This window comes from Roseibium aggregatum, from assembly GCF_014692675.1.
In the GTDB taxonomy this organism is placed as follows: domain Bacteria; phylum Pseudomonadota; class Alphaproteobacteria; order Rhizobiales; family Stappiaceae; genus Roseibium; species Roseibium aggregatum_C.
The window spans coordinates 1-16,137 of record NZ_JABFCZ010000022.1; the positions used below are offsets into that span (position 1 = coordinate 1).

Consider the following 16,137-nt stretch of genomic DNA (forward strand, 5'->3'; position numbering starts at 1 on the left):
ATCGGCGGGAACAAGCTGGTCGAGTGTGACCATCTCAAGCGCTGTCTGATCCGGACCGGGTTTCTTCAACATCAAAACAGTGAATCAAAAACCCCCGGCTAACGCCAGGGGTTTGTCAGCAGTCTGAAGCCCCCACCAGGGGGCTTTTTGCGTTTTTGGGATCTATTCCGGGATCAGAGATTGGTCGCCAGAAGAATCTCCATCCTGATTTTTCCCGTGAAATCAATGTGCTGCGTTGATCGGTCATGGCTTTGAGCTTGCGGATGGCGCTTCGTGCCAGGTGACCGGGATCCTGCGTGATCAGCGCATCCAGCTGTCCGCTTTTCAACGAAGCCTCTGTGTAGGGCGTCCGCTCGTGGGCGATGGTCACGATAGGCTGCGGCAGCCGGATCTCGTTCAGGACCGTGAGCGGGACCCGTGCCTCAGAGGAGAGGATATAGGCCGCGACGATGTCCGGGCGCTTGAGGGCTTCGGACATGATCGTCCGGGCGCGATCCGGATCGCCGTAGGTCTCCAGCGACGGCAGCGCGTGGAGATGAGGAAACCGGGAATTGATGATCCGGTCGAACCCGAGCCGGCGTTCCAGGCTGTCTCGCGACTGCATGGTTTCCGAGACGATCAGGATGCTTCCCGTTTCCGCCCGGACGAAATCCGGCGACGGGGATACCGGGTCGACCCTGGCGAATGCGTCCCGTGCGCTGATCGGATCGATGGACAGCCTGCCGCTGGCCGATTTCACGCAGCTGTTCCGGGCGATTGGGCAGGAACTGAGCCAGACCATGGGCGGGTCCTCCGGCGTGCTCCTGGCGATCTTCTTTGCCGCGGCCGGCGATGCCTCCTCCTCCGGTCTGCAGATGCGGGACGCCCTGAAGGCGGGCCTGGAGCGGATGCAGCAGATCGGCGGCGCCAAGCCGGGCGACCGGACCATGATCGATGCCCTGCAGCCGGCACTCGAGGCCCTCGGTGACGGGTTCGGTGCAGCGGCGGCTGCCGCCCGCAAGGGCGCCGACCACACCGCTACGCTTTCCAAGGCGAACGCGGGGCGGGCGTCTTACCTGAATGCGGAGCAGCTGATGGGGCATAACGATCCGGGCGCCGAAGCCGTCGCGCTCCTGTTCGAACACCTCGCCCGGCTCTAGAAAAGCCCGAAAAGCCGCGCCTGCACTGATCCGCAGGTCCCCCGGATCCGTAAAAAAGACGGATCTCGAAATGTCCCGCGCGGGCTCGCCGCCCCGCGGGGAAAAGGGGGACTTGAATGGAGGATCGTCAAAAGCGGGCCTGGGTCGTCGGTGCAAGTTCGGGCATCGGCGCGGCGGTGGCGCTGAAACTCGCCGATGCCGGTTATCTTGTCGCGGCCAGCGCCCGGAACGAAAAGGCGCTGGATCTGCTCGCGACTGAGGCCGGTGGACCGGTTCAAGCGTTTCCGGTCGATATCCTTGACCGTGACGCGGTTGAACGGACGTTTGGCGAAATCGAAGAGACCATGGGGCCCGTTGATCTCGCCGTCTTTGCCGCGGGTATCTACCTCCGCGACGAACCGGGCCGGTTCGATGCGGAACTCGTCTCAAAGACGTTCGGCGTCAATCTGATGGGGACAAGCCATTGCCTTGAAGCCGTTCTGGCTAAGATGGTGCCGCGCCGCAGCGGGCACGTCGCCATCATCGCGTCGGTGTCCGGCTATGCGGGCCTTCCGGGCGGAGGCGTCTACGGGGCGAGCAAATCGGCGCTGATCACGCTTGCGGAAGCGATCTATCCGGAATTGAAGGAAAAGGGTATCGCCGTCAGCGTGATCAATCCGGGCTTCGTGCGCACGCCGCTGACCGCCCGGAACGACTTTCCCATGCCCTTCATGATTTCGGCGGAAGATGCGGCAGAGCGGATCGTGCGGGGACTGCAGTCCATGCGGTTCGAGATCGCCTTCCCGAAACGCATGGTCTTCCTGCTCAAGCTTCTTCGGCTGTTGCCTTATCCGCTGTTCTTCGCCGTCACGAAAAAGATGCTGCGCGCGGACCGCGGTTAAGGCTGACGGGCAAGCGTGAACTGGACGACGTCCAACCGTCCGGAACGGAAACCGGCGGCGCAATAGTGAAGATAATAGCGCCACATCCGGTAGAAGCGGTCGTCGAAACCGAGGGTGCGGATTTTCGACCAGTTGTCGGTGAAGGACCGGTCCCAGGCAAGCAGCGTACGCCCGTAGTCGGCGCCGAAGCGCAGGCTGCCGGTTACCTCAAGCCCGCCTTTCGCGGCACTTTCCTCAAATGCTGTCACCGACGGCAGAAAGCCGCCGGGAAAGACATAGGTCTGGATGAAATCCGCACGGCGCCGATAGTCCCGGAACCGGCTTTCATCGATGGTGATGACCTGGATCGAGGCCTTGCCGCCGTCCGCCAGCAGATCGCGAACCCGGTCAAAATAAACGGGCCAGTTTTCTTCGCCGACGGCTTCGAACATCTCGATCGACACGATCTTGCTGAAACGTCCCTCCACATCCCGGTAATCCTGCAGGCGGATGTCGGCCTGTGCAGACAGTCCCGCCAGCGCCAGGCGCCGGCGGGCGTAATCCGCCTGTTCCTTCGACAGGGTCAGGCCGGTCACCCGGCAACCGGTTTTTTTAATGGCATGTTCGGCGAAGCCGCCCCAGCCGCAACCGATCTCCAGCACATGGTCGTCGGGGCCGATATCGAGGGCTGCGATGATGCGATCGTATTTTGCAGCCTGTGCCTCTTCCAGCGACAGGTCCTCCCACTGGTAGAGCGCGGAGGAATAGGTCATCGTCCTGTCCAGCCACAGGCGATAGAACCCGTTGCCAAGATCGTAGTGGAAGGCGATGTTACGCCTGCTGCCGGCCCGCGTGTTGCTGTTCAGCAAATGGCGCAGGCGCGCGGTCCACCGGCCGAACGCCGAGGCGCGCATCGGGCCCTGAAGCCGGTCTTCGTTGGCAAGTGCCAGTTCCAGGAACGCCAGCATGTCCGGGCTGTCGATGTCGCCGTCCATATGGGCGCGGGCGAAACCGAGGCTGCCGTTGCCGACGACCTTCCAGAAGGCGCCCGCATTATTGAGTTTCAGCATGGCCGACGGCCCGGGTTCAGACCCCTCGACGTGAAACTCCCGTCCGTCCGCGAACACGAGGGTCAGCCGTCCGCGGGAAATCCGCTGCGCCCAGCGGCAGATCATGCGTTGCCACAGGGGAGGCCTTTGCTCGGCGATCAGGGCCGCGGACTGTTCAATCTCACTCATGTCAGTTTTCTCCGAGGCGGGGGTCGGCGACGATGGTGCTGTCGATGGGGTTTACTGCCGCCCGGTGACGGTGGACGGCGATCCCCTTGAGCCATAGCAGCAAGGCTTCGAAATGAATCGCGCCCATGATTTTCAGGGTCATGAGCGGATAGGCCGCGAGCGCCTTGAGGAGCGTACGGTCGCTCAAAGGTCGCCGGCGGCCTGCAAAGGATGCATGGAGGAGCGGGCCATCGGTGTCGGTTTCGTTGATCGCAATCAGGACTCGGTCCGACGGCGGCGCGATGCGGAACCGGTAGCGGCAGTCCATCGGAATGAAGGGGGAGACATACATCTCCTTGGCGCATTCGTGCCGGAACTGGCCGTCCTTTCCGGTGCCGGCGGGGATCACGTAGGTGTGTCGTTCCCTGAAGGTATTGCTGACTTCGTAGAGAACGGCGCGCAGCTCGCCCTCGGCCGTGCGGCAGAAATAGACGGTCAGCGGATTGAAGACGTAGCCGAAGACGCGCGGATAGCAGAGCACGGCAATACGCATTCCAGGGCTCCACAGCCCGGCGTTTTCCAGCTGCCCCTTCACCCAGTCCTTCAGGCCGTTCCGTTCTCCGGATCCGTGGTCGCGGTCATGAAAGCTGAAAACGGCCCGCCGGTTATGAGCAAACAGCCTCAGGTTCCCGTCGAGCAAGTCGAGCTCATCGAGATCGAGAAGCAGGGAAAAGACGCGGTAGCGCAGCTTGTGCGGCTTTGGACGGAGGCGGCTGTGGATCACCTCTCCGGCAAAAAGGGCGGAGGAAAAGGTCATTCTGCGGCCATCCTCGGTTCCGGCACGACGATGCGGTCCGACGGGTTGTCAAGGAACCAGGGTCGCTTCATGCCGCCAAGCTCTTCCGCGACGGCGAGGCCGGACTGCAAGCCATCCTCATGAAAGCCGCTGCCGAAATAGGCGCCGCAGAACCATGTCCGCCGGCGTCCCTGCAATTGCCATAGGTTCGACTGTGCCGCCAGGGCATTCCCGTCGAACAGCGGGTGGGTGTAGTGGAAGGTCCGATGGATGTTTCGGGTGTCGCGTTCCTGGCCCGGATTCAGCGTCACGAACACGGGCATGTCGGTCTTCAGGTTCTGGAGCCGGTTCATCCAGTAGGTCACGCAAAGCTGCTCTTTGCCGTCGCCGCGCTTTCCGCCGATGTAGTTCCAGCTCGCCCATGCGGCCCTGCGCTTCGGCATCAGTCGGGGATCGGAATGCAGAACGGCGGTGTTCTCCGTGTAGCCGAAGCTGCCCAACAGGTTTTGTTCCTCAGGGTCCGGGTCGGCAAGCAGGCGGAGCGCCTGGTCCGCATGGGTGGCGATCACGACATGGGCAAACCGGTCCGATTGTCCGTTGGCGCAGGTGATCGTGACGCCGAGATCGTCGCGGCGGATTTCGACAACGGGCGAGCCGAAACGCAAGGCTCCGTTAAATGCGCCGAGGAGGCGTTTGACGTAAGTGCGGCTCCCGCCCGTGACGGTGCGCCATTTCGGCCGGTCCTTGATGAGCAGAAGTCCGTGATTGGAGAAGAACCTTACAAATGCCTTGAGTGGATAGGCGCGCATCTCGCTTGCGGTGGTCGACCAGATGGCCGCCCCCATCGGCAACAGATGATCCTCGATGAAGGTGCGGCTGTAGCCCTCCCGTTCCAGAAATGCGCCGAGCGAAAGGTTTGCGACATCGGGGCGTTCCAGCGCCTCCGGTGCTTCGCGGTAGAACCGGAGGATACCGGTGAGCATCGACCAGAACCGCGGGCTGATCACGTTGGTTCGCTGGCTCAGCAGGCCTGCGAGGCCGGAGCCTGAATATTCGAACCGGCCACCGTCCAGAGAGGCGGAGAAGGACATGTCGGAAACTTCCGTCGGTACGCCGAGATGGGAAAACAGGGCAACGAGGTTGGGGTAGTTCCGGTCGTTGTAAACGATGAAGCCGGTGTCGACCGGGGTCTTGCCGGTAATGGTTTCGACATCGACCGTGTTGGAATGGCCGCCCGCGCGGGCCTCGGCCTCGAAGAGCGTGACGTCCCTGGTCTGCGAAAGAAGCCACGCGGCCGAAAGACCGGAGATGCCGGAGCCGATGACGGCGATCCGCGCATTGCCTTCGTTAAAACCTGTATTGCCCTGAATGCTCATCGCAAACCGACCGATCCTGTTGTTGGTTTGATGGAACTACGCGACAGGGCTGCCATCGGATCGGTGCAACAGATTTTTTTATGCGCGATGATCCGCCCTCCGGCACGGCGCGTATTAGCGGCATGACAATAACAGTTTCGCAGGCGGCCGAGCGATGCCACAATGGTTTTGCGCAAGCCACATGGTCCGCACGTCCGGTGCGGAAACCACGCGGCGTTGCGATCACCAAAGTGCGCGGAACCTCGATGACTGAAGACCCTGAAGACATGTCACGGCTGATCGGAGCTGTGGCGCGGGTGCAGGATGTTGCCGCCTTCGAGACGCTGTTCCGCCATTTCGGTCCGCGCGTGAAGGCGTACATGATGCGCCACACCCGGAACCTTCAGACAGCCGAAGAACTGATGCAGGAAACGATGATGCTGGTGTGGAACAAGGCCACACTGTTCGATCCCGAAAAAGGAAATGCCTCGACGTGGATCTTCACGATCGCGCGCAACACGTTCATTTCCGCGTATCGCAAGCAGAACCGGCCGGAATTCGATCCGAACGATCCGGCATTCGTCCCCGATGACGTCGAGCCCGCCGATGTCGAGTTCCAGAACAGACAGGAAGCGGAAATGGTTCGCACGGCCCTGCAGGACCTGCCCGCCGAGCAGCGCGAACTGGTGCAGCGTTCGTTCTTCGGCGACGTGTCGCACTCGGATCTCGCCGCGGAATACGGATTGCCGCTCGGAACGGTGAAGTCGCGCATCCGGATGGCGATCGACAAGCTTCGAAAAAGCCTGGGAGAGCGCCGATGAGCCCGCGCCACCACATCCGGGATGAACTGCTCGCGGCCTATGCGACGGGAGACCTGGCGGAAGGCTGGAGCCTGGCCGTCGCCACCCATCTTGCGCTGTGCCCCGGGTGCCGGGGGCGGCTTGCCAAATTCGAGGCGGCGGCCGGAGACATGCTTGAGAAGATCGAGCCGTCGGAACAGTCCGTGGACGCTTCGTGGCAGGACATCCGGCAACGGCTCTCCGGGCAGATATCCTCTGACCGGAAACCCTCTGGCTCCGTGCCGTCATTGAAGGCCGACAAGCCGCGGCACGACTATGTGTTGCCCGCACCGCTCAGGAATTATGTCGGTGCCGATGCGGATCAGTTGAAATGGAAATCGCTCGGACGGGGCGCGTACCAGGTTCTGGTGCCGACAGGGGACGAGGAGACCAGCGTGCGCCTGCTGCGCATCCCCGCCGGCAAGCCCGTGCCCGAGCACGGCCACGGCGGACGGGAACTCACCCTCGTTCTGTCGGGAAGTTTCAGCGACGTCACCGGGCGGTTTTCCCGGGGCGACCTGGAAGATGCCGACGAAACCCTGGAGCATAAGCCGGTCGCCGGTGACGAGGAAGACTGCATCTGTCTTGCCGTTACGGATGCGCCGCTTCGCTTCAAAAGCCGCCTGTTGAGGCTGGTCCAGCCGATGCTCGGCATCTGAGGAGAGACCAATGCGCGTGATTGTGCTCAGCTATGTGTCCGCGGCAGTGGTGTTTTTCGGTCTCGACTATCTGTGGCTCAGCCGGGTGGCGATCGGCTTTTACCGTTCCCATATCGGTCACCTTCTGCGAGACCGTCCCGACATGGGGGCGGCCGGGCTGTTCTATCTCGCCTATATCGCCGGTATCGTCTATTTCGCCGTCCTGCCCGGCCTGCAGAAAGAGAGTGTGGCCGTCGCGATCGTCAACGGCGCCGTACTCGGCCTGATCGCCTATGGCACCTACGACATGACCAACCTGGCAACGGTGAAGGGCTGGTCGTTGACCGTCAGCGTGGTCGACATGGTCTGGGGGGCCGTGCTGACCGCATCGGCGTCTGCTGCCGCCTTTGCCGTGGCCGGTTTGCTGAAAGCCTGATGACGGCAAAAATCAGGAACCTTGTCCTCGTCCTCGGGGATCAGCTCACCCTGTCGATGTCCAGCCTGCAGGATGCCGACCCGGGTCGGGATCGGGTGCTGATGTGCGAAGTCGCCGAAGAGGCGACCTATGTCCGCCATCACAAGAAGAAGATCACCCTGATCTTTTCCGCCATGCGGCATTTCGCGGACGAGCTCCGGGACCGGGGATTCGGGGTTCGCTACGTGAAACTGGACGACGACGGCAACAGCAACTCGTTTACGGGCGAAGTGAAACGGGCCATCGATGAGCTGAAGCCCCAAGCGGTCGTGGTCACCGAGCCCGGCGAATGGCGGGTGAGGCAGGCGATGGACCGCTGGTCTGACGACTTCGACATTCCGGTCGAGATTCGCGACGATACCCGCTTCCTGTGTTCCCGCGATGATTTCCGCAAATGGGCGGGCGACCGCCGCGCACTGACGATGGAGTTCTTTTACCGGGAGATGCGCCGGCGGACGGGCTTGCTGATGGACGGCGACAAGCCCTGCGGCGGGCGCTGGAATTTCGACGCCGAAAACCGCAAGCCCGCCGCCCCCGACCTTTTTCGTCCCGCGCATCCGACGTTTCCTCCGGATGCCATGACCCGGTCCGTCATGGACCTCGTCGAAGCCCGGTTTCCGGATCACATGGGCTCGGCGGACGGATTTACCTTTGCGGTGAGGCGGGAGGATTGCGAGCGGGCGGCGGACGATTTCATCGCGAACTTCCTGCCGGGCTTCGGCGAGACGCAGGATGCGATGCTCAAGGACGACCCGTTCCTCAATCATTCGCTGTTGTCGTTCTACCTGAACCTCGGTCTTCTCGATGCGATGGCGCTTTGCAGGGCGGCGGAACGGGCCTACCTGGAGGGTCATGCGCCGCTCAACGCGGTGGAAGGATTCATCCGTCAGATCATCGGCTGGCGGGAATACGTGCGCGGCGTCTACTGGCTGTTCATGCCCGACTACGTCGACAGCAATTTCTTCGAGGCCGAACGGCCGTTGCCGGCTTTCTTCTGGACGGGAAAGACGGATATGGCCTGTCTGGCGCAGGTGATCGGCGAGACGATCGAAAACGCCTATGCGCACCACATCCAGCGCCTGATGATAACGGGGAATTTCGCCCTTCTGGCCGGGCTCGATCCGCATGCGCTGCATGAATGGTATCTGGAAGTTTATGCCGATGCGTTCGAATGGGTGGAACTGCCGAACGTCATCGGCATGAGCCAGTTCGCCGACGGCGGGCTGCTCGGCACCAAACCCTATGCCGCGAGCGGCGCCTATATCTCGCGCATGTCGGATTACTGCAAAGGCTGCCGCTACGATGTCCGCGCCAAGACCGGAGAGGGAGCGTGTCCGTTCAATGCGCTCTACTGGGATTTTCTCGACCGGAACGCGGACAAGCTCTCGGCCAATCGGCGGCTGGCCCAGCCCTACGCCACTTGGCGGCGGATGGGGGAGGAGAAAAAGGAAACCTATCGGCAAAGCGCCCGGGCGTTTCTTGAAAGACTGGACGCCGGGCTTCCGGTTTAGGTTCTGGCCTCACTCAAAACGTCGGCGGCGTGCAGGCGCTGACGACGACGCAGCGTTTGTTTCTGAGCGCCTTGAACCGGTGCGGGGTCGTGCTCTTGAACATGTAGGCGTCGCCCGGCCCCAGCACCTTGCGCTGGTCGCCGACCGTGATCTCGATATGGCCTTCCATAACGATGCCGGCTTCCTCGCCCTCATGGCTGAGCATGACCCGGCCGGTATCGGCGCCCGGTTCATAGACCTCGTAGAGCATCTGCAGGTCGTGGCCGAAGAGGTTGTTGCCGACCTGTCTGTAAGAAATCTTTCCCTTGCCGATTTCCGTCAGCTCATCCGCCGCATAAAACACCTTGCCCTGGCGCTCGGGCTCGTAGGCGAAGAATTCCGACAGGCCGATCGGGATGCCGTCCAGCACCCGCTTCAGGGCGCTCAGCGACGTGTTGATCTTCGCCGCCTCGAGCTGGGAGATGAAACCGTTGGTGACGCCGGCCCGCTTGGCCAGTTCCCGCTGGGAATAGCCGTGCGCTTCGCGGATTGCGCGTAGCCGCAGGCCGACGTCTTTGGAGAAGTCATCGGTGTTTAGTGTGTTTACCATCATAAACACATACACATGAAAACCGATGAAAACCAGTCACTTGCCGGATTGAAGAAACAGACTTTTCTCCCGACTGAAATCGATGCTTTCTAACCGTGGTTGCTAAGGAGAAGTGCCATGGATGCCGTCGTCGATAGAAAAGAGCCCGGTTCCAACCAGGTCCTGGATGCCTACTGGATGCCGTTCACCGCGAACCGGCAGTTCAAGCAGAACCCGCGGATGCTGGTCTCCGCCAAAGGTATGCATTACCAGTCCGATGACGGCCGCACGATCCTCGACGGAACGGCCGGTCTGTGGTGCTGCAATGCCGGCCACGGCAACTCCGAGATCACCGATGCGGTCGCCCGGCAGCTTTCCAACCTGGACTACGCGCCGTCCTTCCAGATGGGCCATCCGATCGCGTTCGAATTCGCCGAGCGGCTGAAGCAGATCGCGCCTGACGGGTTCGATCATGTCTTCTTCACCGGCTCCGGATCGGAGTCGGTCGATACGGCGCTGAAGATCGCGCTGGCCTATCACCGCGCCCGCGGCGATGCGGGCCGGACCCGCCTGATCGGCCGGGAACGCGGCTATCACGGGGTCGGCTTCGGCGGCATTTCGGTCGGCGGCATCGTCAACAACCGGCGCCATTTCGGCACGCTTCTGACCGGCGTCGATCATCTGCAGCATACCCACGCTCCGGAGCACAACGCTAATTCCAAGGGCCAGCCGGAGTGGGGCGCGCATCTTGCCGACGATCTCGAGCGGATCGTCGCCCTGCACGGGGCGGAAACGATTGCAGCGGTGATCGTCGAGCCGGTCGCCGGATCGACCGGCGTGCTGGTGCCGCCCAAGGGCTACCTGGAACGTCTGCGCGCCATCTGCGACCGGCACGGCATCCTGTTGATCTTCGACGAGGTGATCACCGGTTTCGGCCGCCTGGGCACGCCCTTTGCCGTCGATTATTTCGGCGTCAAGCCGGACCTGTTCACGACGGCGAAGGCGCTGACCAACGGCGTGGTCCCCATGGGGGCGGTGTTCGCGCAGAATCATGTGCACGAAGCCTTCATGAACGGGCCGGAAGCGAGCATCGAGCTCTTCCACGGCTACACCTATTCCGGCCATCCGGTCGCCTGCGCGGCGGGACTCGCCACGCTGGACATCTACGAAAAGCACGGACTTCTGACCCGCGGCGCCGACATTGCCGGCCACTGGGAAGACACCGTCCACTCGCTGAAAGATGCGCGCCACGTCAAGGACGTGCGCAACCTCGGCATCATCGCGGGCATCGAACTAGCGTCCCGCGACGGGGCCGTCGGCCAGCGCGCCTACGAGGTGTTCGTCAAGTGCTTCGAGGCCGGTGTCCTGATCCGGGTGACGGGCGACATCATCGCGCTGTCGCCGCCGCTGATCGTCGAGGACGCCCAGGTTTCGGAAATGGTCGACACCCTGCGCGACATCCTTGCCGCGACCGAGTAACCGGGCGCTTCGGCCCACGCTCTGCCGTCATCCCGGAAAAGCCGTCAGGCTTTATCCGGGACCGGAGAGTCACGGTCTTTGTCACTTCAACCCTGCTGAATTCGTGAGGTTTCTGCCTCTCCGGCCCCGGGTCTCACTGCGTTCGCCCGGGGTGACGGCCGAGGGGCGGAGCGTTGCCTGCGGCCCGGTCCGCTTGTTCACGTATCATTGACACCTGACGGGTTTCGACTTATGTGTGACGAAATTCGAAAATCGTCACACGTCAGAGGCTGGCATGCAGGACGCCGATACGGTCGAGACCGATACACAAGTCGATACACAGGCCGATACAGCCAAACGCATCCTGGATGCGGGCGAAGCGCTGTTCCGGCACTACGGTTATTCCAAGACGACGGTTGCCGACATTGCCAAGGATCTCGGCATGTCGACGGCGAATATCTACCGCTTCTTCTCCTCCAAGATCGAAATCCACCAGGCCATCTGCAGCCGCATGCTGGGTGCGACCTACCAGAATGCCCTGAACATCGCGGCGCTTCCCCTGAGCGCGGAAGAGCGCCTGCGGCGCTACGCCCATGGGAATTACCAGTTCACCGTCGACACCATGCTCGATCAGGAAAAGGTCCACGAGATGGTGATTGTCGCCATCGAGCGTGACTGGCATGTCATCGAAAAACACATCGATCGGCTGAACGGTATCGTCGAGGGCATCATCATCCAGGGGATCGAAGCCGGCGAGTTCAAACCCCAGGACACGGCCAGTGCTGCGCGTTGTTTCGGCGCGAGCCTGGTTTCCCTTCACCATCCGCAGCTCGTTTCCCAGTGCATGGCCAAGGAGAACCGGGCATGCGCCGATGAGCTGATCGATTTCGCCATTCGCGCGCTCAAGGGTTGAGCCGCCTTTATACGACTGAAAAATTTTCAATTTCAGGCGCCGGAGCGCCTTCGCAAGGAAAGCCGAAGGTATGATCAGGAAGACCGTTTTCCCGCTGTTGCTTGTTGCCGTTCTGTCCGCCTGCCAGGAGAAAAAGGCGGAGGTCCAGAAAGACGAAGTGCGCCCCGTCAAGGTGGTTGAGGTCGCACCGGCCACCTCCGTCCGCAAGCTTGAATATTCCGGCACCGTGCGTGCCCGCAGCGAAACCGCTGCCGGCTTTCGGGTTTCGGGCAAGATCGTCGAGCGCAAGGTCGACGTCGGCGACCACGTGAAGGCCGGAGACCTTATGGCTCGCATCGATGCGACCGATTACGAACTCTTCGTCAAGAGTGCGGAGGCCGAACTCGGCGCCGCGGAGCGGCAGGTGGAGACTGCGGACTTCGCCCTGAAGCGGGCGCAGCAGCTCTACGACAAGAAGTGGGTCGCAAAGGCCGGCCTGGAACAGGCGCAGCTTTCCTATAACCAGGCGGTCGCCAACCGCGACGCCTCCAGGGCGCAGCTCGACCAGGCGAAGAACCAGGTCGGCTACAGCGAGCTTCGCGCCGACCTGCCCGGCATCATCTCGGCGGTCCATGCGGAAGCCGGACAGGTGGTCTCCGCGGGCAGCCCGGTTGTGACCATCGCCGCCGACGGCGAAAAGGAAGTGGCGATCGCCGTTCCGGAAACCGACGTCCTGTCCTTCAAGCCCGGCAAGCGGGTCGAGGTGGGCCTGTGGTCGAACAAGGATCTCAAGTTCAACGGCCGCGTGCGGGAAGTTTCCGGCAGCGCGGATCCGGTTTCGCGCACCTTCGCGGTCAGGATTTCCCTGCCGGCAGATGACCGGGTGCTGCTCGGTATGACCGCCTTCGTCAATACGTCGGAGAAGGCCGGAGAGGATTTTTATGCCGTGCCGCTGGCAGCGCTTGCCCGCGGGGACAAGGACAAGAGCATCGTCTGGACCGTCAATCCGATTGATGAAACGGTCCACGCCCGCGCGGTTACGGTCAGCGAGTTTTCCGGCGACGGCGTCAGGGTTTCCGACGGTCTGAAGACCGGCGATCTGGTGATCTCGGCCGGAACCCAGTTCATGACCGAAAACCTCAAGGTCAAGCTGCCGGACGGTGTCGCGAAACACACCGCCCTGGCGGCCGGGGACACTGCGCCCTCCAGCCTTACCCGCTGATCTTTAAAGCGAGTTGCGTATGTCCTCGTCCAACGAAAACGGTTCCTTCAACCTGTCCCGCTGGGCGATCGGCCATCCCAGCATCGCGCGGTTCCTGTTCGGGCTGATCATCATCGCCGGCGCGCTGGGCCTGATGCGCATGGGCCAGAAGGAGGATCCCGATTTCACCTTCCGCGTGATGGTGATTCAGGCCGCCTGGCCGGGCGCATCGATCACCGACATGCAGGACCAGGTCGTCAACAAGATCGAGCGCAAGCTGCAGGAAACGCCGCATCTCGATTTCGTGCGGTCCTATACCCGCGCGGGCAGCGCCATCATTACCCTGCAGGTGAAGGGGGATACGACGTCTGAAGAAGTGGCGGACGCCTTCTACCAGGTGCGCAAGAAGGTCGGCGATATCGCCAGCGAACTTCCGGACGGCCTCTACGGTCCCTATTTCAACGATGAATTCGGCGACACCTTCATCACCCTGCATTCGCTGTCCGGTGACGGTTACAGCTATCCGGAACTGAAGACCTTCGCCATTCAGGCGCGCGACATGCTGCTGTCGACGCCGGGGGTGGAAAAGGCGGTCATCATCGGCGACCAGCCGCAGAAGATCTATATCGACGTGTCCTCGCACGCCCTGTCGGAACGCGGCCTGACCTACACCGATCTGCGCGATGCCCTGGCCGGGCAGAACGCGGTCGATCCGGCCGGCAGCATCGATGCCGGCGGCCGGTCCGTGCGGATTTCCGTCGGCGGCGGGATCCGTTCCGTTGAAGACATCCGCGAGCTGCGCCTGAAGGCCGGCGGACAGGTCACGCGGCTCGGGGACATCGCCAGCGTCACGGCGGGCCTGGAAGATCCCTATCAGCGCAAGTACCGGTTCAACGGCCACGACAGCGTCCAGATCGGCGTCGTCATGGCCAAGGGCTTCAACGTGACCGAGGTCGGGACGGCGGTCGAAGACACCTACCGGCGGTTCGAGACGGGGCTGCCCCACGGGGTGCATGTCGACCAGATCTCCGACCAGCCGGAAGTGGTGCGCGAGGCGATCGGCGAGTTCATGCGTGCGCTGGGCGAGGCGCTCGCGATCGTGCTGGTCGTGTCGTTTCTGTCCATCGGCTGGCGCTCCGGCCTGGTGATCGCTATCGCCATTCCGCTGGTGCTCGCAGCCACCTTTGCCCTGATGTACGAACTCGGCATCGACCTGCAGCGGATCTCGCTCGGGGCGCTGATCATCGCACTCGGCCTTCTGGTCGACGATGCCATGATCGTCGTCGAACTCATGGAGCGGAAGCTGGAGGAGGGGCTGGTCAAACTGGACGCGGCCGGGTTCGCCTATACTTCCACCGCCTTTCCGATGCTGACGGGAACGCTGATCACCACGGCCGGTTTCATTCCCGTCGGTTTTGCCGAATCGACCGCCGGTGAATATGTGCGCACGCTCTTCTACGTGGTCGGGATCGCGCTGGTGGTGTCCTGGTTCGTGGCCGTCTATTTCACGCCGTGGCTTGGGCATATGATCCTGAAGGAACGCCAGCACGCGGGAAGCCACAAGGATGTCTTCGACACCGGCTTTTACCGCCGGCTCCGTGCCTCGGTCGCCTGGGTGGTGCGTCACCGGATACTCGTGCTGATCCTGACCTTTGCCACCTTCGGCACCAGCCTGTGGGCGTTCCAGTTCATTCCGCAGAACTTCTTCCCGCAGTCCTCGCGGCCAGAAATCCTGGTCGATATGTGGCTGCCGGAGGGCACCAGCATCCGCCAGGTGGAAACCCGGGCCAAGGCGCTGGAATCCCGCATCATGGACGATCCGGACAAGCGGTTCGTCGCGACCTATATCGGCGAGGGTGCGCCGCGGTTCTTCCTGCCGCTCGACCAGCAGCTTCGCAATCCCAATTTCGCCCAGCTTCTGGTGATGGCCAATGACGAACCGTCCCGCGAACGGCTGATCGTCAAGTTGCGCGAGATGCTGGCGGCCGACTTCCCCGATGTACGGTTCAAGGTTGACCGGCTGTTTCTCGGCCCGCCGACAGGCTGGCCGGTGCAGATGCGCGTCATGGGCCCCGACCGGGCGGAAGTCCGGCGCATTGCCAACGAGGTCAAGGCCGCCTACCGCGAAAACCCGATCCTGGGCGCAATCCATGACGACTGGCTTGAGCCGGTTCCGGCGATGAAACTGGTGGTCGACCAGGACCGGGCCCGGGCGCTCGGCGTGAGTTCGCAGCGGCTGCGGCAGATGCTCCAGGCGACCATGAGCGGTGCGCCGCTGTCCGACATGCGCGCCGGCGAGGAGACCATCTCCATCGTCGCGCGGGAACCAGAGCAGAACCGCCATCTCCTCGACGCGGTGAACTCGATCGATATTCCCACAGACCTCGGCACCTATGTTCCCCTGTCCCAGATCGCACGGGTCGTGCCTGTCCTCGAACAGGGGATCGAGTGGCGCCGTGACCGCCTGCCGACGATCACGGTGCGGGCGACCGTGCCGGACGGCGTGCAGTCGAACGAGGTGGTGAAGACGCTCTATGACGAGCTGAAGCCGCTGCGCGACAGCCTCGCCCCCGGCTACAAGATCCAGATCCAGGGCGGGGCCGAGGACAGCGCCGAGAGCCAGGCGTCGATCGCAGCCAAGGCGCCGGTCATGCTGCTTGTGATCGTCGTGTTGCTGATGGTCCAGCTGCAGCATTTCGGCAAGGCCATGCTGGTGCTCGCCACGGGACCGCTGGGCATCATTGGGGCCGCGGCGGCCCTGCTGATCAGCGGCGCACCCTTCGGCTTCGTGGCCATTCTGGGCGTCATTGCACTGCTCGGGATCATCATCCGGAATTCGATCATCCTGGTCGACCAGATCGATCAGGATATCGCTGCGGGCATGCCGCGGCCGGAAGCCATCGTCGGTGCCGCCGTGCGCCGGTTCCGGCCGATCATGCTGACGGCGCTGGTCGCCGTTCTGGCGCTGATCCCGATCTCCCGCGGCGTGTTCTGGGGACCGCTTGCCTACGCCATGATGGGCGGCATCCTGGTGGCGACCGTTCTCACGATCTTCGTGCTGCCGGCGGCCTATGCGCTGTTCTTCGGCCGCGAGCCGAAGGCGAAACAAAAGGCAATTGGTCACGCCAAGGAAGGAACCGTCGCCGGGCAGGACGAGCTTGCCCCGCCCGTAACGGTATCCTGAGAGC

General features: G+C 62.7%; 14 protein-coding genes and 1 pseudogene. 10 read left to right on the forward strand and 5 right to left on the reverse strand.

Translation table 11 applies throughout. The features are described from left to right. Positions 1–115: 115 nt before the first annotated feature. Positions 116–604 (reverse strand): substrate-binding domain-containing protein, encoded by a 489-nt coding sequence (locus HK439_RS18825; protein ID WP_190293023.1) that lies wholly within the window; start codon positions 602–604, stop codon positions 116–118. A gap of 43 nt (positions 605–647) precedes the next feature. On the opposite strand from HK439_RS18825, the pseudogene HK439_RS18830 reads away from it, so the two are divergent. Then, positions 648–1,139, forward strand: a pseudogene (locus HK439_RS18830) (dihydroxyacetone kinase subunit L); the annotation flags it as partial. 116 nt (positions 1,140–1,255) lie between these two features. Further along, a complete protein-coding gene (locus tag HK439_RS18835) occupies positions 1,256–2,020 on the forward strand; it encodes an SDR family NAD(P)-dependent oxidoreductase (protein WP_190293024.1) in 765 nt (254 codons plus the stop codon). Here the strand turns inward: HK439_RS18835 and HK439_RS18840 are convergent. Genes HK439_RS18840 through HK439_RS18850 form a run of 3 tightly spaced genes read right to left on the reverse strand, consistent with a single transcriptional unit; the run spans position 2,017 to position 5,388 of the window. Continuing rightward, complete coding sequence (locus HK439_RS18840; RefSeq protein WP_190293025.1) at positions 2,017–3,237, reverse strand: SAM-dependent methyltransferase; 1,221 nt, start codon at positions 3,235–3,237, stop codon at positions 2,017–2,019. The genes HK439_RS18835 and HK439_RS18840 overlap by 4 nt on opposite strands. A gap of 1 nt (position 3,238) precedes the next feature. Then, positions 3,239–4,033, reverse strand: coding sequence for a DUF1365 domain-containing protein (locus HK439_RS18845; protein ID WP_190293026.1), 795 nt, complete (start codon positions 4,031–4,033; stop codon positions 3,239–3,241). Continuing rightward, on the reverse strand, positions 4,030–5,388 hold the full coding sequence (locus HK439_RS18850; RefSeq protein ID WP_190293027.1) for an NAD(P)/FAD-dependent oxidoreductase: 1,359 nt from the start codon (positions 5,386–5,388) through the stop codon (positions 4,030–4,032). Before HK439_RS18850 ends, HK439_RS18845 begins: the two co-directional genes overlap by 4 nt. A gap of 80 nt (positions 5,389–5,468) precedes the next feature. On the opposite strand from HK439_RS18850, the gene HK439_RS18855 reads away from it, so the two are divergent. The 4 genes from HK439_RS18855 to HK439_RS18870 are packed head-to-tail and all read left to right on the forward strand — an operon-like array spanning position 5,469 to position 8,830. Then, the gene (locus HK439_RS18855; protein ID WP_328804194.1) at positions 5,469–6,188 is read left to right on the forward strand and encodes a sigma-70 family RNA polymerase sigma factor; all 720 of its coding nucleotides are present in this window, start codon (positions 5,469–5,471) and stop codon (positions 6,186–6,188) included. After that, positions 6,185–6,865, forward strand: a complete 681-nt coding sequence (locus HK439_RS18860; RefSeq protein WP_190293028.1) for a ChrR family anti-sigma-E factor — start codon at positions 6,185–6,187, stop codon at positions 6,863–6,865. The genes HK439_RS18855 and HK439_RS18860 overlap by 4 nt, the downstream gene beginning before the upstream one ends. Before the next feature lie 10 nt (positions 6,866–6,875). Next, positions 6,876–7,280, forward strand: coding sequence for a DUF2177 family protein (locus HK439_RS18865; RefSeq protein WP_190293029.1), 405 nt, complete (start codon positions 6,876–6,878; stop codon positions 7,278–7,280). Beyond that, positions 7,280–8,830 carry a cryptochrome/photolyase family protein gene (locus HK439_RS18870; RefSeq protein WP_190293030.1) on the forward strand — a complete coding sequence of 517 codons (1,551 nt, stop codon included), beginning with the start codon at positions 7,280–7,282 and terminating at the stop codon, positions 8,828–8,830. The genes HK439_RS18865 and HK439_RS18870 overlap by 1 nt, the downstream gene beginning before the upstream one ends. 13 nt (positions 8,831–8,843) lie before the next feature. Here the strand turns inward: HK439_RS18870 and HK439_RS18875 are convergent, their stop codons facing one another. Beyond that, on the reverse strand, positions 8,844–9,419 hold the full coding sequence (locus HK439_RS18875) for a cupin domain-containing protein (protein ID WP_190293031.1): 576 nt from the start codon (positions 9,417–9,419) through the stop codon (positions 8,844–8,846). A gap of 117 nt (positions 9,420–9,536) precedes the next feature. Here HK439_RS18875 and HK439_RS18880 point away from each other — a divergent pair, with 117 nt between their 5' ends. The 4 genes from HK439_RS18880 to HK439_RS18895 all read left to right on the forward strand — a co-directional run bounded on the left by HK439_RS18880 (position 9,537) and on the right by HK439_RS18895 (position 16,133). Beyond that, entirely contained in the window at positions 9,537–10,877 is a 1,341-nt protein-coding gene (locus tag HK439_RS18880) for an aspartate aminotransferase family protein (protein ID WP_190293032.1), read from the forward strand. A gap of 274 nt (positions 10,878–11,151) precedes the next feature. Further along, complete coding sequence (locus HK439_RS18885; protein WP_190293033.1) at positions 11,152–11,769, forward strand: TetR family transcriptional regulator; 618 nt, start codon at positions 11,152–11,154, stop codon at positions 11,767–11,769. 70 nt (positions 11,770–11,839) lie between these two features. Continuing rightward, positions 11,840–12,970, forward strand: coding sequence for an efflux RND transporter periplasmic adaptor subunit (locus HK439_RS18890; RefSeq protein WP_190293034.1), 1,131 nt, complete (start codon positions 11,840–11,842; stop codon positions 12,968–12,970). Positions 12,971–12,989: 19 nt separating this feature from the next. Further along, the gene (locus HK439_RS18895; protein WP_190293035.1) at positions 12,990–16,133 is read left to right on the forward strand and encodes an efflux RND transporter permease subunit; all 3,144 of its coding nucleotides are present in this window, start codon (positions 12,990–12,992) and stop codon (positions 16,131–16,133) included. The last annotated feature ends 4 nt before the right edge of the window (positions 16,134–16,137 follow it).

What these genes read in the sequence shown, in the direction of transcription:
- HK439_RS18890 (WP_190293034.1), top strand. Translation starts at nt 11,840, where the DNA reads ATGATCAGGAAGACCGTTTTCCCGCTGTTGCTTGTTGCCGTTCTGTCC.
- HK439_RS18875 (WP_190293031.1), bottom strand. Translation starts at nt 9,419, where the DNA reads ATGGTAAACACACTAAACACCGATGACTTCTCCAAAGACGTCGGCCTG.
- HK439_RS18855 (WP_328804194.1), top strand. Translation starts at nt 5,469, where the DNA reads ATGCGCGATGATCCGCCCTCCGGCACGGCGCGTATTAGCGGCATGACA.
- HK439_RS18880 (WP_190293032.1), top strand. Translation starts at nt 9,537, where the DNA reads ATGGATGCCGTCGTCGATAGAAAAGAGCCCGGTTCCAACCAGGTCCTG.
- HK439_RS18885 (WP_190293033.1), top strand. Translation starts at nt 11,152, where the DNA reads ATGCAGGACGCCGATACGGTCGAGACCGATACACAAGTCGATACACAG.
- HK439_RS18850 (WP_190293027.1), bottom strand. Translation starts at nt 5,388, where the DNA reads ATGAGCATTCAGGGCAATACAGGTTTTAACGAAGGCAATGCGCGGATC.
- HK439_RS18845 (WP_190293026.1), bottom strand. Translation starts at nt 4,033, where the DNA reads ATGACCTTTTCCTCCGCCCTTTTTGCCGGAGAGGTGATCCACAGCCGC.
- HK439_RS18840 (WP_190293025.1), bottom strand. Translation starts at nt 3,237, where the DNA reads ATGAGTGAGATTGAACAGTCCGCGGCCCTGATCGCCGAGCAAAGGCCT.
- HK439_RS18860 (WP_190293028.1), top strand. Translation starts at nt 6,185, where the DNA reads ATGAGCCCGCGCCACCACATCCGGGATGAACTGCTCGCGGCCTATGCG.
- HK439_RS18825 (WP_190293023.1), bottom strand. Translation starts at nt 604, where the DNA reads ATGCAGTCGCGAGACAGCCTGGAACGCCGGCTCGGGTTCGACCGGATC.
- HK439_RS18870 (WP_190293030.1), top strand. Translation starts at nt 7,280, where the DNA reads ATGACGGCAAAAATCAGGAACCTTGTCCTCGTCCTCGGGGATCAGCTC.
- HK439_RS18895 (WP_190293035.1), top strand. Translation starts at nt 12,990, where the DNA reads ATGTCCTCGTCCAACGAAAACGGTTCCTTCAACCTGTCCCGCTGGGCG.
- HK439_RS18835 (WP_190293024.1), top strand. Translation starts at nt 1,256, where the DNA reads ATGGAGGATCGTCAAAAGCGGGCCTGGGTCGTCGGTGCAAGTTCGGGC.
- HK439_RS18865 (WP_190293029.1), top strand. Translation starts at nt 6,876, where the DNA reads ATGCGCGTGATTGTGCTCAGCTATGTGTCCGCGGCAGTGGTGTTTTTC.